Origin of the sequence: Mesorhizobium sp. M0040, assembly GCF_040323505.1 — a bacterium.
Lineage (GTDB): Bacteria > Pseudomonadota > Alphaproteobacteria > Rhizobiales > Rhizobiaceae > Mesorhizobium.
Genome location: NZ_JAMYVA010000028.1, coordinates 33,316 through 57,796 on the forward strand (window position 1 = coordinate 33,316; position 24,481 = coordinate 57,796).

Consider the following 24,481-nt stretch of genomic DNA (forward strand, 5'->3'; position numbering starts at 1 on the left):
CAGGCGGCAAGCAATTGCCGCTGCGGACTCCGCATAATCAGACGCTCCACATAATTCCGGAAGTCGACTGGCCTCGTCGCCACCATGACCTTGACCGCACCAGTCGGCCCGATCACGACGTCACCGGGCGCGGCCTTGTCGCTGATCGTGGTTCTGAACGGCCTGCCGCGGATGGCGCCGTTCAGCCCGGCCTCCCGCATCAATCGTTCAATGGTGCAGCGGGCCACATCGAAGCCTTCGCGCTTCAATTGCCGCCACACCTTGCGCACGCCATAGACGGCCGGAGAAGGCGCTCAAGGGCAGCAACATCGGTTTCCAGGGTCCATGGGGGACGAGCTATCCGGCCAACCTGCGGCTCATGGTGGCAGACGACGGCGAAGATGAGTTCGTGCGCGCATTGCCCGCTTTTTCGACGCAGCGCCGCCAATGCCCTGGTACAATCTCCGCAAGATGGACGAAACCGACGTGCGCTCGCTCTACCGCTATATCCGGTCGCTTGGCCCCGCCGGAGCGGCAGCACCGCAGCTGGTTGCGCCCGGCGAAAAGGTGATGACGCCCTTCATCGTGCTGGAGCCGCCGCAGATGCCGCCGCCCTGCAGTCGCGATCTCGATTGCGGCATAGGTGAAATCTGCGGCACAGCGGAACCGCGTATGTGCGTTAAGCGGTAGGCCTCAGAACAGCCGTCTGGCTCCGGTCGGGGTTTTTATTTGTCGCCTTGGTGATATGTTGCCCGCATGGCGAAGTTTCGCAGGTTCTGGAGGCCAGGGGAAGGGGGAGAGGCAAAGATAGCCCCGGCCATAATTGCTCCCATCATGACCGAAATTGCTGCGGCAATGGACGTCCAATTTGCCCACACGGCGCCGGCTTTTAGTGTTTGACCGTGCCTTCAACTCTGCTGTCATACACGGATATCGCCACTCTCACGCTGCTGACGACGCCATGCTTGGACCAATGGGCACCTTCCGGTTGCGTTTCGAACGCTTCGGCGCCCCATGTTTTGAGGCACAGCGCTGCCATGGAGCTGCTGCAGGCGGGCGTCGATTGTTCGGTCCCGCTCGACGGTGTTGCTGTCAATCTCGATGCGACCGTCGTCGAGGAAGCGCGAGAGGCCTTCCCAGCGCGTGAGAGTGTAGCGGATCGCGTCAAGGCGAGCTTTGTCTTGTGGCTGATCAGGCCGAGCTTCTCGCGCAGCCAAGGTTCGAGATCGGCGACAATAGCGCGGCTCCTTTCCTGGCGACGCACGGCGTTCGTCTGCCAACCTCGTCACTCCAAACCTGGTCGAAAACGCGTTGGCGAAGCTCTGGATCGGACGGGTATAAACCGGCCTGTTGAAAGGGATTTTTGGAACCCCCATGCTTCAGAAAGGCCGTCACTGGTGATCAAAATTAGCGCCCGTCGGGATGAACGAGTGAACGGTATGTAAAAGGAGGACATTTGCAATGATTGTCCGCCCAACCGGCTACGAAAATTGTCCCCAACTGGCGGTTGGTAGACGCCAAGCAGCCGGGCACGTATCGTTTGTTACGATCGGTCGCACCGGGCACAGCCCACCCCAGCGCCCACGCCCCCGTGCTCGGCGCATTGATCGACCCGTCGTGCTGTAGAGTGCGGCGGGTTTTTCAATGCCGATCGCGCAGCTCTTCACTGCCTTGGTGAGGGTCAGACGGTCGTTGCCGTTCTCTTTGATCAGCTTGCTGACCTGGCTCGGCCACACGCCATTTTCCCGCGCGAAATGTTCCACCTCATAAAGCGCATCGACCGACAGGCGGCCTCGGTCGAACAAGTGAACAAGTCTCGATTGCTTTTGTTCTCGTCCATTTCCGTTCCTACTCACTCGACATCCGACGCAGCTGGGAAATGAGGATCCGTCCGCCTATCGAGGAATGGCGGGCGGATCCTATCAGCGCAGGAAGGGACTTTTCTGCGCAGATACAAATTCGGGGCTGTTGGAGCGTCATTTCTGGCTAGCGAGGATCAGCTGGCAACCATTCCTATCACCAAGAAGGTGATGGAGACGGCGAAAACCGGTGCAAGCAGCCAGCGAGCTTGGTGGACACTGTTCTCCATAGGCTCCTCCGTTGAGCGACGCCGAGTACGAACAGACACAGTTCCGGGTGGCTGCATGTGCGGGGCTATTGCGCGCTGCAGCGCAGACTCTGGTCCTAGCACGGCTAGACCGAAGGCTCAGTGAGGAACGTCTGCACAAGCTTCATGTTTGGGGGAGCTTTGGCGCAAAGTTTCGCGTCCAGTGCAAGAGAGCTCACAAGGAGATAGCTATGAGAATGCGTCTTTCCACCGCAGCCGCGGGATTTCTGCTGCTGGCTGGTGTCGGTGCTGCCGCCGCTCAGGACGTGGTGATCGACCCGGAACAGGAGACGGTGATTAAGGAATATGTGAAAAAGCAGCCACTCGCTTCGGTGAAAATTCCTGGAGTGGAGCTCAATATCGGCTCAACCCTGCCCGACACAGTCGAGCTTCATGAGGTCCCGAACGTCAAATACCGCTACGTCGTCGTCGACAACCGGACCGTTGTCGTTGATCCAGGCACACGCAAGATCGTCAAAGTCATCCAGTGACCTGAACGATTTGGGGAGGAGAAGCCCGCCATTACCAAGTTAGGCGGCGCGGGGACGAAGCGTGTTTGATAGGCTGTCGGGCGGCAATCGATCTATAGATCTGCCAGCACCAGGCCTTGGGCAACGCTTGATCAACCCGCCGTGCTGATGGGCACGGCGGGTTTTTCCAGATGAAGGCGGGTTAGAACACGTTGTTAATTTATGGTAGCTTTGCCGCGGGAGGCGATCAAATCATGGACAAAAGGGTCGAGGGAGACTCGGAGGAACTGGCGCGGGGCGAATTCGAGCTCAGAGCCGAACGGTATGGCGTGAACGCCTTCCTTCTCGTTGTCGAACTTTTAAACCTGCTGGAAAAGCGCGGAACCATCAGCAGCGACGACGTCGCGAAAACGGCCGATGCCGCAGCACTGGCTGTTGCCGCATCCAGTCAACCTGACATGAGCAGCATTAATCTCTTGCAGGCCATCGCTGCCGCGCGCCAGTCCAAATAGCGGCTGTCGAGAGCGTTTTTCAGCCATTCCAAGTCCATGTCCAAACGGGGTTGCGAGGAGGTCCTATCGATTGCGCACTAAGCGTCCTTGCTGGCCGCGCCCCCAATGATCTCGTCGGCGCTGCGAGCATCGAGCACGGGCAGGGCGGCCCAGCGCCGGCGGCTGGCAGCTAGGTCTTCCAGCATTGCCGGCTTGCGAGCGTCGGATCCGAATCGACGCAGGCGCTCCTCCAGCGCGCGCTGCGAAGCGGAGCTAAACCCAACGCACGGATTCGTTCCCGATAACGTCGCGCTTTGGCGCGGTTGCGGCAGTCTCCATTGAGAACCAGCGACGGTCCTGCAGCCGGCTTTCGTCGACAAATAGCCATCGCAGCCGCGATCATCTTGCAATTTGCGGATCTTATGCGCGGCTGCACGTGATCAGGTCGTCGGCAGACAGTGCGATCGGGCACAAGAGATCGAGCGGCTCTGGGCCGGACGTTCCATGTGCCAGGTGTCGGACCCCTTTCCCATTCGAGGCGCAAGTGGATAGTTGTGCAGATCTGCGATTTAGTTGATCTCCTTCACGACCACCAGAATGAGAACAGTCACGATTGTTCCATGGTGGCGCAATGGCAACGACCCGACTCTGATCTCTCTGCCCAAGTGAAATACTTTCCAAAGAAGGTCCCCGACCGAATTCTGCAAGTCTTTCTATCTCACAGTACGTCCTGCCGCTTTTGACAACTCCTTCCCCTTGCATATCTCGACACTCGGTCTTTCTTCGTTGTTCGGGTTATTCAGATCGGAGAAACGACAAGTGCCGGCATCCAAGATTTTGTGGGGACAGGTCCTCACCACCCTTGGGTTCGTCCTCGTGACAACATGGGCAGCGACACAATGGACGGCATGGCGGCTCGGCTTTCAGAGCCAACTCGGTCCGTCCTGGTTCGAACTGGCGGGACAGCCCATTTATCCCCCGCCGGCATTCTTCTGGTGGTGGTTTTTCTATGACGCCTACGCGCCGAAGGTCTTTGTTGAGGGCGCGGCGATTGCGGCAAGCGGCAGCCTGATGGCGATCGCCACCGCGATCGGGATGTCGCTGTGGCGCGCGCGCGAGGCAAAGGACTCCGCGACCTATGGCTCGGCACGCTGGGCGACGCGAGACGAAATCAGAGCCGCAGGCATAATCGGTCATGATGGCGTGGTGCTCGGCAAGCTCGACCACGACTATCTACGCCATGACGGTCCCGAACACGTGCTGTGTTTTGCGCCGACCCGAAGCGGCAAGGGTGTTGGCCTGGTCGTGCCGTCGCTGCTGACCTGGCCGGGTTCGGCAATTGTCCACGACATCAAAGGCGAAAACTGGGAACTGACGGCCGGATGGCGCGCACATTTCGGCCGGGTGCTTCTGTTCGATCCGACCAATGCCGCATCCGCGGCCTATAACCCTCTGCTGGAGGTGCGACGAGGCGAGCGGGAAGTTCGAGATGTGCAGAACGTGGCGGATGTCCTGGTCGACCCGGAAGGCACATTGGAACGCCGCAACCACTGGGAGAAGACCAGCCATGCGCTGCTGGTCGGCGCCATACTGCATGTGCTCTATGCGGAGAAAGACAAGACCCTTGCCGGCGTGGCGAACTTCCTCTCCGATCCACAGAGGCCAATCGAGACGACGTTGCGCGCCATGATGCTGACCCGGCATTTGGGCGAAGCCGGCCCGCACCCGGTCGTCGCGTCGGCTGCCCGAGAACTGCTCAACAAATCCGAAAACGAGCGCTCCGGCGTGCTCTCGACGGCCATGAGTTTTCTGGGCCTCTACCGCGATCCGGTTATGGCCAAGGTGACCTCATGTTGCCACTGGCGGATCGCCGACCTTGTCGAGGAGAGACGGCCGACGACCCTCTATTTGGTCGTGCCGCCATCGGATATCAGCCGCACGAAGCCGCTAATCCGCCTCGTGCTTAACCAGATCGGCCGCCGACTGACGGAAGATCTCCATGCGAAGGATCATCGACAGCGTCTGTTGATGATGCTCGACGAGTTCCCGGCGCTCGGCCGGCTCGATTTCTTCGAAAGCGCGCTGGCCTTCATGGCCGGCTATGGCATCAAGTCGTTCCTGATCGCACAATCACTCAATCAGATCGAGAAGGCCTACGGACCGAACAATTCCATCCTCGACAATTGTCACGTACGGGTAAGCTTCGCCACCAATGACGAGCGGACAGCCAAGCGCGTCTCAGACTCTTTGGGGACCGCGACCGAGTTGCGCGCCATGAAAAACTATGCCGGCCACAGATTGTCGCCCTGGCTCGGGCATCTGATGGTGTCGCGGCAGGAAACGGCGCGCGCTCTGATGACGCCGGGCGAGATCATGCAGCTGCCGCCCACCGACGCAATCGTCATGATCTCGGGCCAGTTCCCAATCCGAGCGAAGAAGGCACGCTACTTCGCCGATCAGCGGCTTGCCGAGCGTGTCCTGCCGCCACCGAAAGCCGGAGAGAGCTTGAAAGCCGAACGCTCTGACGACTGGACCGGAACGACGGTTCTCATGAAGCAGGAGGGCAATTCTCAAGAAGCGAGGTCCGTCACGGATCAGCAGGACGACGATCCGGCCAATGGCGGCATCCGCCGCCAGCCCGAGCTTCCCGAACACGAGGACATCGCACCGGAGCGAACAACACAGCGCGACGATGAGTTCGATCTTGACCGGGACGAGCCCGACGATGACGCCATGCGCCGTCGTGGTGTCGATCAGGCTATGAGGCGCGCAGCACGTCAGGCCGCTCTTGACCCCAGTGATGGCATTGAGCTTTGAGCCCATGAAGAACGCGAAGAAAAAACGTCTGTCTGCCTATCTTGATCCTGACGTGATGAACGGACTGGCCGATTACGCTGGGCGGCGCGAGGTCTCGCTGTCACTGGTCGCCGAGGCTGCGCTCGCATCGTTTCTGTCGCCGGATGCCGAAGAGCGGAAGCAAGCGGCGATAACTCGCCGCCTCGACCAGATCGATCGACGCGTGCAGCGTGTCGAGCGTGACGTCGGAATTGCTATTGAGACGTTAGCATTGTTCGTCCGGTTTTGGCTCAACTCGACCCCAGCCTTGCCGGAATCCGCTCAGGCCGAGGCGCGCGCCAAGGGTTTGCAGCGTTATGACAATTTCGTCGATGCGCTCGGTCGCCGGCTCAGCAAAGGACCAAGGCTGAGGCAAAAAATAGCCGACGATGTCCCGCCAGCGCCGCCAGCGACTGGATGAGCTGCCGGCAAGACAGGCGCTTCAACAGCCCAACCCCGGTGCCCGATTTCGGAGCTATTTTGCGCAGCTGATGCCCATCAGATCACCGTTCATCGGAGCGGCGGGCCTCGGCAAGGGTTATTGCCAGCGAAACCGGACATCGGGCCACAATCGATGCCCAGGGCTTCTTCTTAGGCGCAGTAACTTTGAAACAAATCCTGCCGGCAGGCGTTCCAGCATGGCGGGCGGCGTTGCCGGAGGACCCAATGCCCGACGAATACAATGACATCGTCATCCCCCAAGACCACGATGCATCGCCACTTCGGGAGCAGGAGTATTTCGTCGTCTGCCCGGCGTGCGGTCAGGCGTTCGACATCAGGTGTATGGCAGAGGCGCTTCATCACAACGAGCTGGGCCACGAGCCCTACGACCTTGACTCGTAGTCGGCAGTTACCGACGACCCTCGACGAACGTCGAGCCTGGTCGAGACCCACACCGAGGGTAAGTTCTCGCTCATCTGGCCAGGCGTTGCCGTCTGATCGGCTTACAACGAATCTCCGTCGCAAGGGCGGAGCTTCGCCGGCACGCTATGTCGTGACAGATACCTTGCGGCCTTTCAGCGACGACTTGATTGCCGTTGCGGTTGTTGTCGATGCGGTCGCGGCCGTCACCGACCGGGTTGTTAACCCAGGGGAGGGCGCTTACTCCACCGCAACCAGTGTCGCCCAGTTCCGTCGCGACGCTCCGAAGCAGACCTATTGCCGGCATCGGGGCCCGGGACGAACATGTGATCTCCATAATGGGTACGAACCGGAGCCCATCGCGATTGAAACTGCTGACCGGCGATCAGGCGCTCGTTGCACAGAAAGGTTACGATCAATCGCGATGCCCGCGCTGCCTTCACCCGAAATGTGCTGGGCATCTCCTTCCACAGCGCACACGTGCGACACGTCCTGGACGGGCGCGCCGCCTGTTGCCGAGAGCGACGATCGCGAATCCGAACGCTGGACGGCAGGTGAGGCGCGGTTGCGACTTGCTTCACCAGTAATCTCGAAGACGCCAGGGACGCACTACGCTGGACGCGTGCCCTAGCCGTCGAGCTCCCATTTATCCGTTCGTCCGCTCCATATCCGGCTGGACCGCGCCGCACCCTTGGGCTGTCCAAAGGCGTTGGCATCTTCCCTACGCCGACACCGGCCGTTGTATCGCCGGAGCGTCAACCCGCTGAAGTCCGGCGGTGCTTTCTCAGCCGAGTGATCGCCGACTTGTCGACCGTGATCACCCCGCCGCAGTCAATCCGCACAGAGAGTTTGTTCGCCCCGCAATCGATGCGGGTGACATCCCCAACAAGAACCACTCGGTCGCCGGCCCGGACTTTGGGTGGCGGATCAATCGTATAAGGATGGTCATACGAAGGAATGCTCACCCTGGCGCGCCCGCTGGGGAGAATCGTGATGACGGTACCTGCCAGCGCAACCTCATCGCCGACCTCAAATTCGCGAGGCATGTTAACGTGCAGCATGGTCTTCCTCCCGATGCTTTCCAAATTGATGCTTTGCTAATGCCCGGCCAACCAGGTTGGTTGCTTGCAATCGGCTTCGTACGGTTCCGCACAATTCCAAGCTGGGGTATGCACTCCCAGTTGGCCTCGGATCGGCATTGTGTGCGTCGAATTCTGCAGAAATGGCTTTTACATTCAGCGATGACCTTGGCGCGCCCAGGCCCGTGTTAGCGGAGCGGCGAACTTCCTCTCGGTCGGCGATGGCCATAAACGCGGAGCGTGGAGCGAAAATGGATCCTTCGCCTTCGGGTACTTCGTCCGGTAAATTCGAAGAACGCCGACGCTGGCTTCAGCTGCCACGCGGGTTATTGGAGCCAGATCATTGATGCGGGTGTCGCGCGCCTACGGCAGGTCAAGTTCGGTTTCATGCGTCCCGCTCTTCAAGGCCAGCGACGCCATCATCCGGCAATGTTCAGCCAGCTCATATGTTGTTCGCAATTGCTACATGGAAGGTTCCGATCGGTTGACATTTCAACACTAGAGCAACCGGACAGACGCTGGAAGCGGCCAAGCCTTGCCCTTCTTCGGGCCAGGCTTCGAGCTTTTTGGCGAGCTATCCTGAGTTCGGGCAGCGTTGGTTGCCACCAGCCTCGTTGCCGTTCCGCTAACTCGGCAGCACGCCGAGCGGGCCATGTTCTAATTAATTCAGCCAACGTCGCCGGACGCCATCTGCCCCAGACATGGTCGACGTTCGCCTCGATCAAATGCGGATAGAACGCTGCTAACTCCGAGGCGTTGACGAGTTCACCCGAAATCTCGGTGAAGACCACGATGCCGTATTGCTCCGTCGCCACGGCACGGCCAAGCCGGGGTAAATCGTCAGGGGGCAGTGGATAGCGACGTCGCCTGTGTTCGGCATACCGCAATCTGGCGGCTTCATATTCCTCGGAGTCTTTGGACGCTTCCCGTCGCCGTTTCCTCTCCTCCGGTTCTGCGCGGCGTGCGGCCCTTTCGATACTTGGCCAATGGCGCCTCAACTCCTCGTAGGAGCGGAAAGGCACCCTCCAGGCCCGCAGTTCGTCGTCCCAGCTCGCCCATGGAACGGCTCGCAGTTCTTCGAGAACCGTCCGCGAATATGGCGTGCGGATGCGCAGGTCGTCCGCGACTTCCAGATACCGGCTCGACAGGGGATCGAAGGCGAAGGCATCCCGTCCCTTGCTGTCATCATGTGCTACTCGTAGATCCGCCTCTTGCGCCTGCCAGCGCTGGATGCGCCGCGCGGCAGTCTTTCCCGGCACGAACCAGCTTTTGCGCTCGTAACTCCACCTGGCGCGCGGAAATGCCTGTCGAAACCGCTCAACCGCCGCGCGATCGTACGGAAAGCGCGCTTCGGCTCCAGGAGCTGGCTGCGGTGCAGCAGGGGCGTCGGATTTTTCCATCAGATTGCGAAGCACAGCACTGCTCGCAAACAACGCGGTGCAGTTCATTTGGGTCCAAGAGCACCAGAACGTATGGTCAGAGCCGCTAGGGGCAGCCAATGAGGCGATCGGTGAAACTGCTGAATGCTAGCGTGGGAAAGCTTCGCCGCGCCGGACCGTTTATTCTGCTCCAGGAGAGGTCCATTCATGCCCAGACTAGATGCAAAACCCCATTGCCAGACGGCCAACGAGCCCTCGTTCGCGTCCCCTGAAAGCGAGGAGACGGAAGTGAACCACATCGTCGAAACGCAAGTGTATCGCCAGCCCAGGCGCGGGAGCTTGTGCGGCGCCACGGAAACGACTGGCGTAAGATCGATAATGCCGCCAAGTCTTACAAGGACGACAGCTAAGCACTTCCAAGCCGGGGGAAAGGGAGCTTTGTCACGACATCCGCGGAGTTGCAAATCGAGCGGATCGGCTTGAGGTGACGAATGATCACCATCGCCATATTGGTAGCTTTTCTCAGACCGTTTGCACCGGCCCGGTCTGGGATCGAATAAAACCAGCGAAGGCCGCGTTCGAGCGGCGCTTTTGCTTCGACTGCGCTGCCGTAAAAAAGCCGCTCCGTCGTCATATTTTTTAATTAATACAGTTACTTCAACAGTCGCAGTGGAATCACGTGAGAGCTGTTGCAATCGGGCGCTCCGCCGCCTATTGTGTCTTGCAACAGCTCTGAGCTAAACGTATGGTAACTGTTGAATTGATTGATTTTGTTGAATTAAATAACGATCAGCGTCGGGAAAAAGTCAATTCCGACCAACGTTTCATTGCGCTCCAAGAGGCCCAAAGGAAGGCGAAGAGCTTTCGGGGATCCCTCGTCTGGCACACCGTGAACGGCATCGACCATTTGATGCGAAGCTACTACGACGCCGCTGGCGTACGACACCAAAGGGCAGAGGGTCGGCGCTCGCCGGCGAGCGAAGCTGTCAAGGCGGATTGGGAAGCAGCTCGCGCGTCCGCCCAAGAAACGCTCTCTGCGCGACAGGAGCAGATGGAGCGCCAATCTGCTGTCAATCGCGCGCTCCGGCTTGGGCGTGTTCCCCTGATCGCCGCAAGAATTATCAGAGCAATCGATAACGCCGGTCTTCTCGGGGAAGGAATTCGTATTGCAGGCACGAATGCGATCTACGCCTATGAGGCGGCGGCCGGAGTGTTCGTGGATCCCGGAATCACATCGACGCAAGATATCGATCTCCTCATGGACTCGCGCCAGTCCCTCAGGATCATGTCTGGCGCCAACGTCGAAGATGGAGCGCTCATCAACCTTTTGCGCAAGGTCGATCGGTCTTTCGAGCGTTCATCCGCCACATTCCGCGCGGTGAACCGCGACGGATATCTCGTCGATCTGATCAAACCGCCCGCAAACCCGGCGTGGAAGCCGAGCCGGGAAACTATCGGAAAGGCTGACGACGAATTGGTGGCCGCCGAGATCGCCGGCCTGGCATGGTTGGAAAATGCCCCTGCTTTCGAAGCAATCGCCATCGATGAAAAAGGCGGACCGTTACGGCTCGTGGCACCCGATCCGCGTATTTTTGCCGCTCACAAATTCTGGGTCTCAAAACGAGCTGATCGCGAGCCAATCAAGCGCCGTCGTGACCTGGCCCAAGCGCAAGTGGTTGCCCGGCTGACGACGCAGTATCTCGAGCATCTCCCCTACGAAGCAAGCGAGCTTCGGGTCCTCCCAAGGGCCGTTTTCGACGAGGCCCATCATTTGTTCGCACAACCAGCGTCGCGGCCGTGAATGTCTGAGCAACATGTTTGCCGGCTGGATTGGCCCTCAACTTCCAACCGATCGAAGACGCGGCCCAGCAGCGCCAGATCGGAGGGACGAAAGACGCCAGCTTGCTCTGCTTTGGGACCAATTGGCACGACACCCCTTGATGCAGGCCCAGCCGACAGGATCGAAACTAATTGGCGCTATTACAGGGTTCAAGCTGGAGACAGCCGATGATCCTAGAGTCTCGTGCTCATGCCGGTTCGATATTCGTTTGGGAGAAGTCTTTGCCGATGAAAAGCAGCGGTTCGTCTGCACGCTTTGCCAAAGCATAGGACAGGAAATCGGCAAAATTCAGCGCCGCCGGGTGGTGGCCTTTGCCGTAGGTCAGCCAACCCTGGGTCGCCAGATCAACCAATTCGGAGTCGACAGGAATGATGTCGGCCTCGATTTTGCGCAGCCAAAGATCGATCTCGGCCAATCTCGTGTTCGCCGCGCCTGCTGACCAGCACCATGCGTGCCTCGGGCACCCCGGTTGCCGGGACCCGTCGGATTGGGTCGGGAGACCAGCGCTCGTTCCAGCCTTGCTGCCTCAGGCTCGCTCCGAAGGATCGCTACAACAGCTGAGGTATCGATCACCATCAGTTAGGGATTCCATGCTCGTCATACCCGATGATCTCCTCGTCGCTGCGAGTATCCAGTTCAGGCAATCGTGCCACTCTTTCTCGGATGGCGCGCAATTCTGCCAGCAGACGCTCCTGAGCGGTCTCTCCAAAGCCCAAGCGATGCAAGCGCTTGATGGATGGCTGCTGTCTTACTGATACCCTGGCGGCGTGCGAGTTCATCGGCGAGAGCAACGGTGGCCGGATTTTTGATATTCAGGGACACGAGAAACTTCAAAAATCAACCTTTCTGGCAATTTCCACCATAGTTCTCTAGGCTCTTCAACATACCTGCTAGCCTCGCCTACACCCGCGCCGGATTGATCATGACAATCGCCAGGCCGTTGCCTGCCAAGGCGGCGACCGCCAGTCTCTCGAAGCTGCCTGTCGACTCCAATCCGACAACGGCCGGCGAAAGGGCTGCCAATCGCCGAACCAGAGCCTCCACCCCGGCATGGTCATACCCACCGAGAACGCCTCGCCGGACGGCAAAACATGCACGTCGAGCCGATCCTTGGAACGTCGATGCCAATAATGACTTCCCAATCGGGCTTCGCTTGCGGCCCTAGATATAGCCGGCTGTTCTGCTGGAGCGGAGATAGCCAGTCGGGCACCGGTTGCTGAGCTATCGCGGTCGCCGCACCGCATTTCGCAAGTCTCTGCACGTCATGCCACGATCGCCGGTTTTGCTTGTTGCAAGGCCAGCGCTCCCGCCTTTTCTAATGATCCCCGACCGCGCCACGAATCAGTTCGTGGCGAGAAACGGGGACCCCGCATGGCGACCAACCATCATGCCAGCAAGGGAGCGGTGTCGCGCGGCACGCGCATGCTGCGCACCGCCCTCGGCCCGGCCATCGCAGGCTTCCTTGACGATCCAGCCATTGTCGAGGTGATGCTCAATCCCGACGGTCGCCTGTGGGTTGATCGTCTCAGCGAAGGACTCGTTGCAAGCAATGAAATACTGATCGCGGCCGACGGCGAACGGATCGTCAGGCTGGTCGCGCACCATGTCGGTGCGGAGGTGCATTCGGGCTCGCCGCGCGTTTCGGCCGAACTGCCCGGGACCGGCGAACGGTTCGAGGGTCTGTTGCCGCCTGTTGTCACGGCGCCAACCTTCGCCATCCGCAAGCCGGCAGTCGCGGTGTTCACGCTTCAAGACTATGTCGCCGCCGGCATCATGACCGAAGCCCAGGCTGGCGTCCTGCAGCTTGCCGTGAAGACACGGAAGAACGTGCTGGTGGCCGGCGGCACGTCGACGGGCAAGACCACGCTCGTGAACGCGTTGCTGGCGGAGGTCGCTAAAACCGCCGACCGCGTCGTGCTGATCGAGGATACGCGAGAGCTGCAGTGTGCTGCGCCCAATCTTGTGGCGCTGCGCACCAAGGACGGTGTCGCCTCGCTTTCCGATCTGGTGAAGTCGTCGTTACGCCTTCGGCCCGATCGCATTCCGATCGGCGAGGTACGCGGTGCGGAAGCGCTCGATCTGTTGAAGGCCTGGGGCACTGGCCATCCCGGCGGCATCGGCACCATCCACGCCAATTCTGCCATTGGCGCACTGCGGCGACTGGAGCAGCTCGTGCAGGAGGTGGTCATTACGGTTCCGCGCGCACTGATTGGCGAAACCATAGATCTCATCGCAGTTCTCGCTGGCCGCGGCTCAGCGCGCCGGCTCGTCGAGATCGCCCTGGTCGACGGGCTCGATCCGGCCACCGGCGACTACCGCACCCTGGAAGCAAATTTCGAGACCACAACGACCGTGAATCGCCACTCTCCCTATGGAGCTTCAGAATGACCCAGATCCGCTTCAATTCATCGGCTATCCGCAAACTTGCCGTGGAGCTGTCGTATGCGGCGACCGCCGCGATCATTACGATTGCGCCCGCCCATGCTGCCGGTTCCTCGATGCCCTGGGAGGAGCCGCTTCAGCAAGTCCTTGAGTCAATCGAGGGGCCAGTCGCCAAGATCGTGGCGGTGATCATCATCATCATCACCGGTTTGTCGCTCGCCTTCGGCGACACGTCAGGCGGATTTCGCCGGCTGATCCAGATCGTCTTCGGGCTGTCGATCGCTTTCGCGGCAAGTTCGTTCTTTCTGTCCTTTTTCTCCTTCGGTGGCGGAGCTCTGATCTGATGGATGAGGAGATCCGTGGCTTCTTCGCGCCGGTGCATCGCGCGCTCACCGAACCGATCCTGCTCGGCGGCGCGCCGCGTGCGGTCGCCATCGCAAACGGCACGCTGGCCGGCGCGATCGGATTGGGGCTTCGCTTGTGGATCGCGGGGCTCATCATCTGGGCGGTCGGACATCTCGTGGCCGTCTGGGCGGCAAAGCGCGATGCGCAATTCGTCGATGTGGTTCGCCGCCACCTGCGCTATCCCACGCATTTCGGATGTTGAGGTTTCGCCATGATGAACCTCGCGGAATACCGAAAGAAGAGTGCCAGCCTCGTCGATTATCTGCCGTGGGCTGCCCTGGTAGCGCCGGGCGTGGTGCTCAACAAGGACGGCAGTTTTCAACGGACGGCGCGTTTTCGCGGGCCGGATCTGGACTCCGCGACGCCGGCGGAGCTCGTCGGCACGACCGCGCGGCTCAACGGCGCGCTGCGTCGGCTCGGCTCCGGCTGGGCACTTTTTGTCGAAGCCCAGCGCAATCCTGCCAGCGGCTACCCAGACAGCCGGTTCCCGGATTGCGCATCCGCACTTCTCGACATCGAGCGTCGCGAACAGTTCGAAGACTCCGGTGTGCTGTTTGAAAGCAGCTACTTCCTCACCTTCGTGTGGCTGCCTCCGGCCGAGGAAGCGTCGCGCATGGAGAGTTGGCTCTACGAAGGCCGGGAAAAGACCGGCGTCGATCCTTGGGAGCTCCTGAAGATTTTTGTCGACCGCACCGACCGCGTGCTCAACCTCATCGAGGGCTTCGTTCCCGAAGCTGACTGGCTCGATGACGGAGAGACGCTGAGTTACTTACACTCAACCATTTCGACCAAGCGGCATCGCGTTCGCGTGCCAGAAACGCCGATGCATCTCGATGCTCTGCTTGTCGATCAGCCGTTGGCCGGCGGGTTAGAGCCGAGGCTTGGCGATGCGCATCTGCGCACACTCACCATCACCGGGTTTCCGACGATGACCTTCCCGGGGATTCTCGACGATCTTAATCGCCTTGCCTTCCCCTACCGCTGGTCGACGCGGGCGATCATGCTGGACAAGACCGACGCGACCAAGTTGGTGAGGAAGATACGCCGTCAGTGGTTCGCGAAGCGGAAATCCGTCGCCGCGATCCTCAAAGAGGTGATGACCAACGAGGCATCCGTTCTCGTCGACACGGACGCCGCCAACAAGGCGGCCGATGCGGACGCGGCGCTCCAGGACCTGGGCTCTGACCAGATCGGCGAAGCCTATGTCACCGCCACCGTTTCGGTCTGGGATGCCGATCCGTCGATCGCCGACGAAAAGCTGCGTCTGGTCGAAAAGATCATTCAGGGCAGGGACTTCACCTGTATCGCCGAAGGCGTCAACGCTATCGAAGCTTGGCTGGGCGGTATTCCTGGCCATGTCTATGCCAATATTCGCCAGCCGCCGCTTTCCACGCTCAACCTCGCGCACACGATTCCGCTCTCCGCGGTCTGGGCAGGTCCGATCGAGAACGAGCATCTTGGAGCGCCGCCGCTGTTCTTCGCCAGAACGGAGGGCGCCACACCGTTCCGGTTCAGCCTGCATGTCGGCGACGTCGGCCACACCCTCGTCATCGGCCCGACGGGCGCTGGCAAGTCGGTCCTGTTGGCGATGATCGCGCTTCAGTTCCGGCGCTACGAAAACAGCCAGGTCTTTGCTTTTGATTTCGGCGGCTCAATCCGCGCGGCCATACTCGCCATGAATGGTGACTGGCACAATCTCGGAAGCGATACCGCAAGCGGGCAAGGGTCTGACGATCCGTTGCCCTTGGTCACTTTGACCGATCTGTCGGACGACGTTGACACCGTGTCGCTGCAGCCGCTTGCCCGCATCCATCATACGCCGGAGCGGGCCTGGGCGGCCGACTGGCTTTTCGACATTCTACTGCGCGAAGGCGTGCCCATCACGCCGCAGGTCAAGGAACATCTGTGGTCGGCGCTGACGTCGCTGGCTTCTGCGCCCGTCCACGAACGGACGCTGACTGGCCTGTCCGTGCTGCTGCAGTCCTCGCCGCTGAAACAGGCGCTTGGTCCCTACTGCATCGGCGGCGCTTTTGGCCGGCTGCTTGATGCCGAGTATGAGCGTCTCGGCGAACCCTCCGTCCAGGCGTTCGAAACCGAGGGCCTGATCGGCACGGGTGCTGCTCCCGCGGTGCTTGCCTATCTTTTCCACCGCATCGAGCAGAGGATGGATGGCCGGCCGACACTGCTGCTCATCGACGAGGGCTGGCTGGCGCTCGACGATGGCGGTTTCGCCGACCAGCTGCGCGAATGGCTGAAGACGCTGAGAAAAAAGAACGCCAGCGTGGTCTTCGCCACGCAGTCGCTTTCGGACATCGCCGGATCGCCAATCGCGCCGGCAATCGTCGAAAGCTGCCAGACGCGGCTGTTCTTGCCGAACGAGCGCGCTATCGAGCCGCAGATCGCCGAGATCTATCGACGCTTTGGTCTCAACGATCGTCAGATCGAGATCATCGCCCGGGCGATACCGAAGCGCGACTATTACTGTCAAAGCCGCCGCGGCAACCGTCTGTTCGAACTGGGACTCGGTCCGATCGCGCTGGCGCTCTGCGCCACATCGTCCAAATCAGACCAGGCCGCGATCGACCGGACAATTGTCGAGGCCGGCCGAGAGCATTTCCTCGAGGCCTGGCTAGCGGAGCGCGGTCTCTCCTGGGCGGCCGACCTCATCCCAGGTCTCACCAACGTGATCGACCGATCCACAAAGGAGCTTGCCTCATGAATTCCGTTCTTGCAGGTCGCCGTATCCGTCGCATGGCGGCAGCCGGCGCAATCGTCGTCGCGACGGCGCTATCATCGGCACCAGCATCGGCACTGATCGTGTTCGACCCAAAGAACTATGCCGAGAACCTGCTTTCGGCATCGCGTGCGCTGGAGCAGATCCACAACCAGATCACCTCGCTGCAAAACGAAGCGCAGATGCTGATCAACCAGGCGAAGAATCTCACTTCGCTGCCAACCTCGCTGCTTGGCCAGATCGAGGGCAATTTTTCCGAGATGAAGAGCTTGCTCGGCGAAGCCGAGAAGCTGGCCTATAGCGTCCAGGATATCGAGAGCCAGTTTGCCTCCGCTTACAAGAATTTCGGTTCGGATCTCTCCAGCCAGCAGCTTGTCGAGGGTGCGCATCAACGCTGGCAGACCTCGGTGTCTGCCTTCGAGCATTCGCTGAAAACCGGCGCCATCGCAGTCGACAACATCGCAGGGACACAGGAGCAGACGAGTGCGCTGGTCAGCGCCAGCCAATCGGCTGTCGGCGTGCTGCAGGCGACGCAGGCCGGCAACCAGCTTCTTGCCGTGCAGGCCAAGCAAGTTGCCGATCTCACCGCGATGCTGGCCGCACAAGGACGAGCCGAGGCCCTTGAGCAGGCGAGGCGGGCGGCCGCGCAGGAGCAGGCACGCGAACAGTTCAGCCGTTTCATGACGGGCAGCAGTTACAGCCCGTCATCGGTAAAAATGTTCCACGACTGAGGCGAAGACCGCATGGATCTCAAGATCGCCGCCCGGATAGCAGCCGTTCTTGCCCTTGGCGCCGCCATGACCGCCGCCTTCATGGCGTTGCGCGGCGACGGCTCGCGGGACGCGTCCTCCCCGCGCTCCGCACATCCGGGCGGCGAGCCGGCAAGAGTCGAACTTGCCCGATGCCGGGACAGTGGCATGGCGGCGATTGACGACGACACCTGCAGGAAAGCCTGGGCTGAAAGCCGCCGACGCTTCCTGCGGCCATCTCGTCCCGTCGCGCCAACCGCGGCTCCGTGGATCGAAAAGGACCAGAGCCGAATGCTGCCGCTCCAACCGCCAACTCCGCCTCGCGCGGAAGACCGGCTCAATCCGGAGACGGTGGCGCCATGAACGACACCGGCGTGATCGATCGCTTCCTCGAGACTTTCACTCGCTACATCGATTCCGGCTTTGGTCTGCTCGGTGGGGAAGTCGCGTTTCTTACTTCGACCCTGATTGTCATCGACATCACACTGGCCGGCCTGTTCTGGGCTTGGGGTGCTGATGAGGACGTGCTGCATCGGCTGGTGAAGAAGACGCTCTATATCGGCTTCTTTGCCTTCATCATCGGCAACTTCAATCGTCTGGCCGGGATCGTCTTCGAGAGCTTTTCCGGACTCGGTCTGAAGGCGGGAGGTTCGGCACTATCGGGCGCCGCACTGCTGCAGCCGGGCCGCGTCGCGCAGGTCGGCGTCGATGCCGGCAATCCAATCCTCGAAGCCGCCAGCCAGTTGATGGGCTACGTCTCGTTCTTCGAGAATTTTGTTCAGATCGTGGTCCTGATGATTGCTTGGGCGATCGTGCTGATTGCGTTCTTTGTTCTCGCCGTACAGATCTTCGTCACGCTGGTCGAATTCAAGCTGACGACGCTTGCCGGCTTCGTGCTGATCCCTTTTGCGCTGTTCAACCGGACCGCCTTCCTCGCTGAAAAAGTGCTCGGCAACATCGTTGCCTCCGGCGTGAAAATCCTGGTGCTCGCCGTCATCGTCGGCATCGGCTCGGGCCTCTTCGGCGAGTTCACTCAAGGCTTTGGTGCCGAACAACCGACGATCACCGATGCGCTGTCGCTTGTTCTCGGCGCATTGTCGCTGATGGGCCTGTCGATCTTCGGTCCCGGCATCGCGACGGGGCTGGTTTCGGGTGCTCCGCAACTGGGCGCAGGTGCCGCTGTTGGCACGAGCCTCGCCGTTGGTGGCCTTGGCGTAGCCGGCGCTATGGGCGCCCGCGCCGGATTGAGCGGCGCAGCAGGCGGGCTCAGTGCAGGCGGGCGCATGTCGGCAGCCGCCGCACGTGGTGGCGCGCATCTGGCCGGCAGCACTTCGGCCGCCTGGGAACTTGCCGCAGCCACGTCTGGAAGAGGTGGTGCAGGCTCAATCGCCGCCGGCATGGCGGGTGTCGCAAAGGCTGGCGCCAGCGCTGCCGTTCAACCCGTCAAGCAGGCAATGTCGCGCGCCGCGTCAGCCTTGTCCGATAGCTACGAGGCCGGCCGATTGGCAGCTTGGGCCGCGACGAGTGAAGAGCGATCGTCGCGAACGGCTTCCTCCGGTGACTGGTCGACCACCCAAACCAGTGCCGACGCCCCGCCCGCATGGGCAAAACGCATGAAGCGCCGCCAGGCCATGAGCCATGGCGCCAGCATCGCCGCGCATTCAGTTCATTCGAGCGATGATGGCGGCGGCTCAATGAATGTTTCCCTCGATCAGGATGACCGCCGATGACCCCCTTTAGACGCCCCTTCGTTCGTTACGCAAAAACGCCTCACCCCGAGACGCCATATCAGCGTGCAGCCCAGATTTGGGACGAGCGCATCGGCTCGGCTCGCGTCCAGGCGAAAAACTGGCGGCTGATGGCCTTCGGCTCTCTCGTCTTGGCCGGCGGTTTTGCATCCGCATTGGTCTGGCAGTCGACGCGCGGCTCAGTGGTTCCCTGGGTGGTGGAGGTCGACAAGTTCGGCGAAGCGCAGGTTGTCGCTCCGGCCGTTGCCGACTATCGGCCGACCGATCCGCAGATCGCCTGGCATCTGGCCCGCTTCATCGAACAGGTCAGAAGCATTCCGGCCGACCCGGTCATCGTCCGCCAAAACTGGCTGCGGGCCTACGATTACACCACAGACCGCGGCGCCATTTCCCTCAATGATTATGCTCGCTTGAACGACCCTTTTGCCAAAGTGGGCAAACTCCAGATCGCCATCGAGGTTTCCAGCGTCATCCGTGCTTCGCCGGATTCCTTCCGCGTCGCCTGGATCGAGCGCCGTTACGAGAATGGCAACCTGGCCGGCACCGAGCGCTGGACCGCAATCCTCACAATCGTGATTCAGCAACCCCGCGACGCTGACCGGCTCAAAGCCAATCCGCTTGGCGTCTATGTCAACGCCATCAGCTGGTCGAAGGAGTTTTCATGATGCGTGCAGCACCAACAAGAACATCGGCGAGACCGGCCACGCGCAATGCGCCCAAGGCACGTAGGCTTGCCCTGGCACTGCTGTCGGCAACGGCGCTCGCCGGCTGTGCATCGAAGAAATACATTCCGCCGGAAATCGCCTACGACGATGCGGTGCCTGCGGTGCGCAGGGTCGAGCCGCCTGGTCCGGTCAAAATGGTGGAAGTGCCGAAACCGCTTCCGCTGCCTGGTCAGTTGAAACCAGTCGACGCTACGAAGGTGAAGCCGGAGCCAGCCGATCCGAAGCAGCGGATCAGCCAGGCCAATGAGGCCGCACGCATGCAGCCGGTTCGCGACGGTTTCGTCAATGCCATCCAGCTCTATCCCTGGAGTGAGGGCGCGCTCTACCAAATCTATGCCGCACCCGGCCAGGTCACCGACATCGCCTTGCAGCCCGGCGAGCAGCTTGTCGGCTCCGGGCCAGTCGCCGCAGGTGACACAGTGCGCTGGATCATCGGCGATACGCAAAGTGGGACAGGGGAGCGCCAGCAGGTCCACATTCTCGTGAAGCCGACACGGCCGGATCTCCAGACCAACCTCATCATAAACAGCGACCGCCGCACCTATCATCTCGAGCTCCGCTCGACCGAAAAGACCTACATGGCCTCCGTCTCCTGGCAGTATCCGCAGGACCAACTGATTGCGCTGCGGCGCCAGAATGCGCAGGCTTCCGCCACAAAGCCGGTCGCGACCGGCATCGACCTCCAGAGACTGAATTTCCGCTACCGCATCGAGGGCGATGCCGCACCCTGGCGGCCGCTTCGGGCCTTCGACGACGGTGCAAAGGTCTACATCGAGTTCCCGTCGGGCATAGGGCAGGGGGAAATGCCGCCGCTGTTCGTGATCGGCCCTTCGGGTGGTTCAGAACTGGTCAACTACCGCGCTCGCCAGAATTACTACGTCGTTGATCGGCTGTTTGCGGCCGCTGAATTGAGGCTCGGCGACAAGACGAGCGAAAAGCGCGTCCGCATCGTGCGGACGGACGCGAAACGACGCCAGCCTGGCGCGGGGCTGTTCCGATGACCGACGCTGCAAATGCACCCAACCAGGACATTCGAGCGGAACTGCGCCTTCGGCCCGAACCGGCCAGGGTCACGCGATTGTCGCGCAAGATGCTGATAGGGGTTGGTGGGCTTGCCAGCGCTGCGATCCTCGGCACGTTGATTTGGGCGCTCGACACTGGACGGCGCGGCACCGAACAACCGCCCGAGCTCTTCACCAACGAAAACCGCTCAACGGCCGACGGGCTACAGAAGCTGCCGAAGGATTATGCCGGGATTCCGCAACTCGGCCCCGCGCTGCCTGGCGATCTTGGCCGGCCGATCTTGCGTGCGCAGGAGCGCGGCCAGCCGACCGGGGCGCCGAACATCAGTGGACCGCGCGCAGATCCGGAGGAGCAGCGCCGACTGGCCGAGATCGAGGCCGCACGCGTGGCGAAGCTCTTCACCGATACGAACACGAGACCTGGTCCCACACGACAGGATGGTCGCAGCAGAGTCATAGAACCGGACACCCAATCTGGTCTGACTCCGCCGCTTGGGCCGCCACCGATCGATCCTGGCGCCGCGCAAAACGTGCAGGATCGCAAGCTGGCCTTCGTCAATGCCGAGCCAGACCGTCGCACAGTCAGCCTCAATCGGCTCGCCGAGAAGGCCTCGCCCTATGTGGTGCAAGCCGGCAGCGTCATTCCAGCTGCCCTTATCACCGGCATCCGCTCCGACCTGCCCGGCGAGATCACCGCTCAGGTCACGGAAAATGTCTACGACAGCGCGACAGGATCCCATCTCCTGATCCCACAGGGTGCGAGGCTGATCGGCCAGTACGACAGCCACGTCGCCTTCGGCCAGTCGCGCGTGCTGCTGGTCTGGAACCGGCTGATCATGCCTGACGGCACCTCGATCGTGCTGGAGCGCGAGCAGGGCGCAGACGCTGAAGGATTTTCCGGGCTGGAGGACGAGGTCGACCGTCATTGGGGCCAGATGTTCCGGGCCGCAGCACTCTCGACATTGCTGGGCATTGGGACATCGTTTGGGTCCAGCGACGACGAAAGCGAAATCGCCAAGGCCATCCGCGAAAGCGCTCAGGATTCGGCCTCCGATATTGGCCAGCAGCTCGTGCGCAATCAGCTCAATGTCCAGCCTACGCTCACCGTGCGGCCCGGTTTCCCGGTTCGCGTGATTGTCAATCGCGACCTTCTTCTTGTGCCTTACGGCACGCCAAAGGATCCATCATGACCAAGCTGAAACTTTCCGCCATTCCCGATGACCGTCCGGTCAAGATCACCGTCGAACTGCCTGCCGCCGTTCATCGCGACCTCGTTGCCTATGTCGATTATCTGAACAGTCAACATGTCTTTGTCTCACAAGCAGGAGGTGAACCATGCCGGATCTGAGGCTCGGTCGGCTGCCGAAGGTTGGCGTCGTCCGCATGAGCATCTCCCTGTCGGAACCGCTCAAGGAGGAACTCGACCAGTATGCAGCCGAACACAGCCGGCTCTACGAACCCGTGGACGCCGCAGCCCTGATTCCGCACATGCTGGAAGCCTTCGTCCGTTCGGATCGCGGCTGGCGCGGCCGTAAGGCGAAGGCCGGCCGTGCCCGTCAACGAGGGGCGTCTCCAGCCAGCAGTACGACACGAAGCGGTGCTGAAGGTGATGGCTCCGCCTGAAGCTGTCCTGGTGGCTTTACCCTAAGCGGAAGTTCGCTCGCCCTCGGTTGAACTCACACTCATGACCCAAAGCTGTCATTCCGCCCGTACGTGTCGTAGCTTCTAATGGCTTGCCGATGGGAGGGGTCATATCCGAGCGCCCGATTGCCCTGACATAAGGCGCTGGTATTGTGTAGTTGATTGGGCTCCAAAGCGGAGCCGTCACACGTGGGAGGAGTCCGAGCGTGGTCGAGAGCGCCGTGCAGCGCCGTTTGGCCGCCATACTCGCTGCCGATGTGGTCGGTTACAGCCGGCTCATGGGCCATGACGAGATGGGCACGCTGACTACGCTGAGGGCGCTGCGGGCCGAGCTGGTCGATCCAAAGATCGCCGAACACATGGGTAGGATTTTCAAGGCGACCGGCGATGGGGTTCTGGCTGAGTTCCCCAGCGTTGTTAACGCCGTTGCCTGTGCGGTCGACATCCAGCGGCGGCTGGAGGCGCGCAACGCCGACATGCCAGAGGACCGCGCGATCCGACTGCGGATCGGGGTCCAACCTGGGCGATGTCATCGTCGAGGGCGAGGACATCTTCGGAGACGGAGTGAATATTGCGGCTAGGCTTGAGAGCGCCGCCCCGGCCGGTGGCATAGCGGTGTCGGGCACAGTGCGTGACCACCTGGGCAACCGGCTCGATCTGCAGTTCGAGGATATGGGCGAGCAGGCGCTGAAGAACATCGAGCAGCTGGTGCGCGTTTGCCGAGTGCGCCCAGCCGATACCTCTGCCTTGGTGCGTCGCGCACTGTCGCTACCCGATAAGCCGTGGGTCGCCGTCTTGCCGTTTGTCAATAGGAGCGGCGATCCAGAGCAGGAGTACTTCTCCGACGGCATCACAGAGGACATCATTACCGAACTTTCGCGCTTTCGGTCGCTGTCCGTCATCGCCCGCAATTCCTCGTTCACCTACAAGGGACGGACGATGAAGATCCCCGACGTGGCACGCGACTTGGGCGTGACCTATGTACTCGAGGGAAGCGTTCGTCGCGCCGGGAATCGTCTGCGCATAACCGCGCAGCTCATCGACGCTGAGACCGGCAGCCACATCTGGGCGGAGCGCTATGATCGAGAAATTGCCGATATGTTTGCGGTTCAGGACGAGATAACCCAGAGGATCGTGGGCATGCTGGCGGTGGGCCTCGAAGACAATTCCTTGGAACGCGCTAAGCGTAAGCACCCTGAAAACCTCATCGCCTATGACCATTGGTTGCGCGGCAAACATCTCTTGTGGACGGTGGGTCAGAACAATCTTGAAGCGCGCCAACACTTCGAAAAGGCTGCTGCCACAGACCCAAGCTTTTCGCGCGCCTATTCCGGTTTAGCGGTGACCTACCAGATGGAAGCGCTTGATTTGCTAATTGCGGCAGAAGGTAGAGGCGCTTATGACATGGCCTTTGATTGCGCCAAACGGGCCCTCGCGCTCGATGAAGCCGATTATCAAGCCCACATCGCGCTGGCATGGCCTTGCCTCTATCGGGGCGACTATGAGCGCATGAAGAAACATGTGGATCGCGCCATCGTGCTCAACCCTAACGATGCCGACAGCCTCGCCAATGCCAGCTACATGCTCGCAATGTATGGAGAAGGGGAAAAGGCGGTTGCCTGCGGCGAAGCGGCAATGCGTCTCAATCCACGATACCCCGATTGGTATATCGCCTTTCAGGCGACTGCCCTATTTACCGCAAGGCGGTATCCCGAGGCCCTAGCCGCGCGGATCAGAGTCCCCGACTACTTTATCGATTCGACTTTTTTCGGCGCAGCTATACTTGCCAAGCTTGATAGGCTTGCCGAGGCAAAGCTATGGGCGGAAAAAGCAGTAGCGAGGCTGAAAGCAAGGCCGGGGGGCGTTGAGCAAGCAGCCAAAGGATGCATCCAGCTTCTGCTCGACAACAACCCATTCCGTCGTCAAGAAGATCGTGATCACTTCGCAGAGGCGATGCGCATGGCTGGCGTGCCCGGATAGCCGCTTCGATCCATTCCGGCTGATGTACGTCGAACAGAGTGTTTAGGAGGTAGT

Annotated in this window: 24 protein-coding genes and 5 pseudogenes; 21 read left to right on the plus strand and 8 right to left on the minus strand. The window is 60.9% G+C overall.

Going from position 1 to position 24,481, the window contains the following annotated elements; translation table 11 throughout:
* Positions 1 to 125: 125 nt before the first annotated feature.
* Positions 126 to 278, minus strand: a pseudogene (locus tag NKJ91_RS21765) (IS3 family transposase); the annotation flags it as partial.
* A 148-nt stretch (positions 279 to 426) separates the two neighbouring features.
* On the opposite strand from NKJ91_RS21765, the gene NKJ91_RS21770 reads away from it, so the two are divergent.
* On the plus strand, positions 427 to 669 hold the full coding sequence (locus NKJ91_RS21770) for a hypothetical protein (RefSeq protein WP_352457218.1): 243 nt from the start codon (positions 427 to 429) through the stop codon (positions 667 to 669).
* Between the two features lie 383 nt (positions 670 to 1,052).
* On the opposite strand, the pseudogene NKJ91_RS21775 reads toward NKJ91_RS21770, so the two are convergent.
* Together NKJ91_RS21775 and NKJ91_RS21780 are read right to left on the minus strand one after the other, a co-directional pair.
* A pseudogene (locus NKJ91_RS21775) lies at positions 1,053 to 1,262 on the minus strand (IS66 family transposase); the annotation flags it as partial.
* A 198-nt stretch (positions 1,263 to 1,460) separates the two neighbouring features.
* Positions 1,461 to 1,784, minus strand: coding sequence for a hypothetical protein (locus tag NKJ91_RS21780; RefSeq protein WP_352457219.1), 324 nt, complete (start codon positions 1,782 to 1,784; stop codon positions 1,461 to 1,463).
* A gap of 493 nt (positions 1,785 to 2,277) precedes the next feature.
* Here NKJ91_RS21780 and NKJ91_RS21785 point away from each other — a divergent pair, with 493 nt between their 5' ends.
* On the plus strand, positions 2,278 to 2,577 hold the full coding sequence (locus tag NKJ91_RS21785) for a DUF1236 domain-containing protein (RefSeq protein WP_023679192.1): 300 nt from the start codon (positions 2,278 to 2,280) through the stop codon (positions 2,575 to 2,577).
* A gap of 233 nt (positions 2,578 to 2,810) precedes the next feature.
* Positions 2,811 to 3,068, plus strand: a complete 258-nt coding sequence (locus NKJ91_RS21790) for a hypothetical protein (RefSeq protein ID WP_352457220.1) — start codon at positions 2,811 to 2,813, stop codon at positions 3,066 to 3,068.
* 77 nt (positions 3,069 to 3,145) lie between these two features.
* Here the strand turns inward: NKJ91_RS21790 and NKJ91_RS21795 are convergent.
* Positions 3,146 to 3,316 (minus strand): annotated as a pseudogene (locus tag NKJ91_RS21795) (type II toxin-antitoxin system VapB family antitoxin); the annotation flags it as partial.
* Positions 3,317 to 3,866: 550 nt separating this feature from the next.
* Between NKJ91_RS21795 and NKJ91_RS21800 the strand changes: the two are divergent.
* The 3 genes from NKJ91_RS21800 (at position 3,867) to NKJ91_RS21810 (ending at position 6,725) form a co-directional block, all read left to right on the plus strand.
* Positions 3,867 to 5,864, plus strand: coding sequence for a conjugal transfer protein TraG (locus NKJ91_RS21800; RefSeq protein WP_352457221.1), 1,998 nt, complete (start codon positions 3,867 to 3,869; stop codon positions 5,862 to 5,864).
* Positions 5,848 to 6,303: a CopG family transcriptional regulator gene (locus tag NKJ91_RS21805; RefSeq protein ID WP_502903624.1), complete on the plus strand. Its 456-nt coding sequence runs from the start codon at positions 5,848 to 5,850 to the stop codon at positions 6,301 to 6,303. Before NKJ91_RS21800 ends, NKJ91_RS21805 begins: the two co-directional genes overlap by 17 nt.
* Before the next feature lie 245 nt (positions 6,304 to 6,548).
* Positions 6,549 to 6,725 (plus strand): hypothetical protein, encoded by a 177-nt coding sequence (locus NKJ91_RS21810; RefSeq protein WP_352457222.1) that lies wholly within the window; start codon positions 6,549 to 6,551, stop codon positions 6,723 to 6,725.
* Between the two features lie 773 nt (positions 6,726 to 7,498).
* Here NKJ91_RS21810 and NKJ91_RS21815 read toward each other — a convergent pair.
* Positions 7,499 to 7,804, minus strand: coding sequence for a hypothetical protein (locus NKJ91_RS21815; protein ID WP_352457223.1), 306 nt, complete (start codon positions 7,802 to 7,804; stop codon positions 7,499 to 7,501).
* A 437-nt stretch (positions 7,805 to 8,241) separates the two neighbouring features.
* Complete coding sequence (locus NKJ91_RS21820; protein WP_352457249.1) at positions 8,242 to 9,222, minus strand: hypothetical protein; 981 nt, start codon at positions 9,220 to 9,222, stop codon at positions 8,242 to 8,244.
* Between the two features lie 724 nt (positions 9,223 to 9,946).
* On the opposite strand from NKJ91_RS21820, the gene NKJ91_RS21825 reads away from it, so the two are divergent.
* Positions 9,947 to 11,002 (plus strand): GSU2403 family nucleotidyltransferase fold protein, encoded by a 1,056-nt coding sequence (locus NKJ91_RS21825; RefSeq protein WP_352457224.1) that lies wholly within the window; start codon positions 9,947 to 9,949, stop codon positions 11,000 to 11,002.
* Between the two features lie 226 nt (positions 11,003 to 11,228).
* Here NKJ91_RS21825 and NKJ91_RS21830 read toward each other — a convergent pair.
* Positions 11,229 to 11,617 (minus strand): annotated as a pseudogene (locus NKJ91_RS21830) (type II toxin-antitoxin system VapC family toxin).
* Positions 11,617 to 11,863, minus strand: a pseudogene (locus tag NKJ91_RS21835) (type II toxin-antitoxin system VapB family antitoxin). The pseudogenes NKJ91_RS21830 and NKJ91_RS21835 overlap by 1 nt, the downstream one beginning before the upstream one ends.
* A gap of 549 nt (positions 11,864 to 12,412) precedes the next feature.
* Between NKJ91_RS21835 and trbB the strand changes: the two are divergent.
* The 14 genes from trbB to NKJ91_RS21905 all read left to right on the plus strand — a co-directional run bounded on the left by trbB (position 12,413) and on the right by NKJ91_RS21905 (position 24,427).
* On the plus strand, positions 12,413 to 13,429 hold the full coding sequence (trbB, locus tag NKJ91_RS21840) for a P-type conjugative transfer ATPase TrbB (RefSeq protein ID WP_352457225.1): 1,017 nt from the start codon (positions 12,413 to 12,415) through the stop codon (positions 13,427 to 13,429).
* A complete protein-coding gene (locus NKJ91_RS21845; protein WP_352457226.1) occupies positions 13,426 to 13,767 on the plus strand; it encodes a TrbC/VirB2 family type IV secretion system protein in 342 nt (113 codons plus the stop codon). The genes trbB and NKJ91_RS21845 overlap by 4 nt, the downstream gene beginning before the upstream one ends.
* Positions 13,767 to 14,030 carry a VirB3 family type IV secretion system protein gene (locus NKJ91_RS21850; protein ID WP_023679160.1) on the plus strand — a complete coding sequence of 88 codons (264 nt, stop codon included), beginning with the start codon at positions 13,767 to 13,769 and terminating at the stop codon, positions 14,028 to 14,030. Before NKJ91_RS21845 ends, NKJ91_RS21850 begins: the two co-directional genes overlap by 1 nt.
* Before the next feature lie 9 nt (positions 14,031 to 14,039).
* Positions 14,040 to 16,547 carry a conjugal transfer protein TrbE gene (gene trbE, locus NKJ91_RS21855; RefSeq protein WP_352457227.1) on the plus strand — a complete coding sequence of 836 codons (2,508 nt, stop codon included), beginning with the start codon at positions 14,040 to 14,042 and terminating at the stop codon, positions 16,545 to 16,547.
* Entirely contained in the window at positions 16,544 to 17,293 is a 750-nt protein-coding gene (gene trbJ / locus NKJ91_RS21860; protein WP_502903623.1) for a P-type conjugative transfer protein TrbJ, read from the plus strand. Before trbE ends, trbJ begins: the two co-directional genes overlap by 4 nt.
* A gap of 12 nt (positions 17,294 to 17,305) precedes the next feature.
* Positions 17,306 to 17,674, plus strand: a complete 369-nt coding sequence (trbK-alt, locus tag NKJ91_RS21865; RefSeq protein WP_352457228.1) for a putative entry exclusion protein TrbK-alt — start codon at positions 17,306 to 17,308, stop codon at positions 17,672 to 17,674.
* Positions 17,671 to 19,041, plus strand: coding sequence for a P-type conjugative transfer protein TrbL (gene trbL / locus NKJ91_RS21870; RefSeq protein ID WP_352457229.1), 1,371 nt, complete (start codon positions 17,671 to 17,673; stop codon positions 19,039 to 19,041). The genes trbK-alt and trbL overlap by 4 nt, the downstream gene beginning before the upstream one ends.
* The gene (gene trbF, locus NKJ91_RS21875) at positions 19,038 to 19,724 is read left to right on the plus strand and encodes a conjugal transfer protein TrbF (RefSeq protein ID WP_352457230.1); all 687 of its coding nucleotides are present in this window, start codon (positions 19,038 to 19,040) and stop codon (positions 19,722 to 19,724) included. The genes trbL and trbF overlap by 4 nt, the downstream gene beginning before the upstream one ends.
* Entirely contained in the window at positions 19,724 to 20,785 is a 1,062-nt protein-coding gene (gene trbG, locus NKJ91_RS21880; RefSeq protein WP_352457231.1) for a P-type conjugative transfer protein TrbG, read from the plus strand. Before trbF ends, trbG begins: the two co-directional genes overlap by 1 nt.
* Complete coding sequence (locus NKJ91_RS21885) at positions 20,782 to 21,996, plus strand: TraB/TrbI/VirB10 family type IV secretion system protein (RefSeq protein ID WP_352457232.1); 1,215 nt, start codon at positions 20,782 to 20,784, stop codon at positions 21,994 to 21,996. The genes trbG and NKJ91_RS21885 overlap by 4 nt, the downstream gene beginning before the upstream one ends.
* Entirely contained in the window at positions 21,993 to 22,154 is a 162-nt protein-coding gene (locus NKJ91_RS21890; protein WP_502896937.1) for a DUF2274 domain-containing protein, read from the plus strand. The genes NKJ91_RS21885 and NKJ91_RS21890 overlap by 4 nt, the downstream gene beginning before the upstream one ends.
* A complete protein-coding gene (locus NKJ91_RS21895; RefSeq protein WP_352457233.1) occupies positions 22,142 to 22,429 on the plus strand; it encodes a DUF2274 domain-containing protein in 288 nt (95 codons plus the stop codon). Before NKJ91_RS21890 ends, NKJ91_RS21895 begins: the two co-directional genes overlap by 13 nt.
* A gap of 224 nt (positions 22,430 to 22,653) precedes the next feature.
* Positions 22,654 to 23,028 carry an adenylate/guanylate cyclase domain-containing protein gene (locus NKJ91_RS21900; protein ID WP_352457234.1) on the plus strand — a complete coding sequence of 125 codons (375 nt, stop codon included), beginning with the start codon at positions 22,654 to 22,656 and terminating at the stop codon, positions 23,026 to 23,028.
* Positions 23,012 to 24,427 (plus strand): adenylate class-3/4/guanylyl cyclase, encoded by a 1,416-nt coding sequence (locus tag NKJ91_RS21905; RefSeq protein WP_352457235.1) that lies wholly within the window; start codon positions 23,012 to 23,014, stop codon positions 24,425 to 24,427. The genes NKJ91_RS21900 and NKJ91_RS21905 overlap by 17 nt, the downstream gene beginning before the upstream one ends.
* Positions 24,428 to 24,481 lie beyond the last annotated feature (54 nt).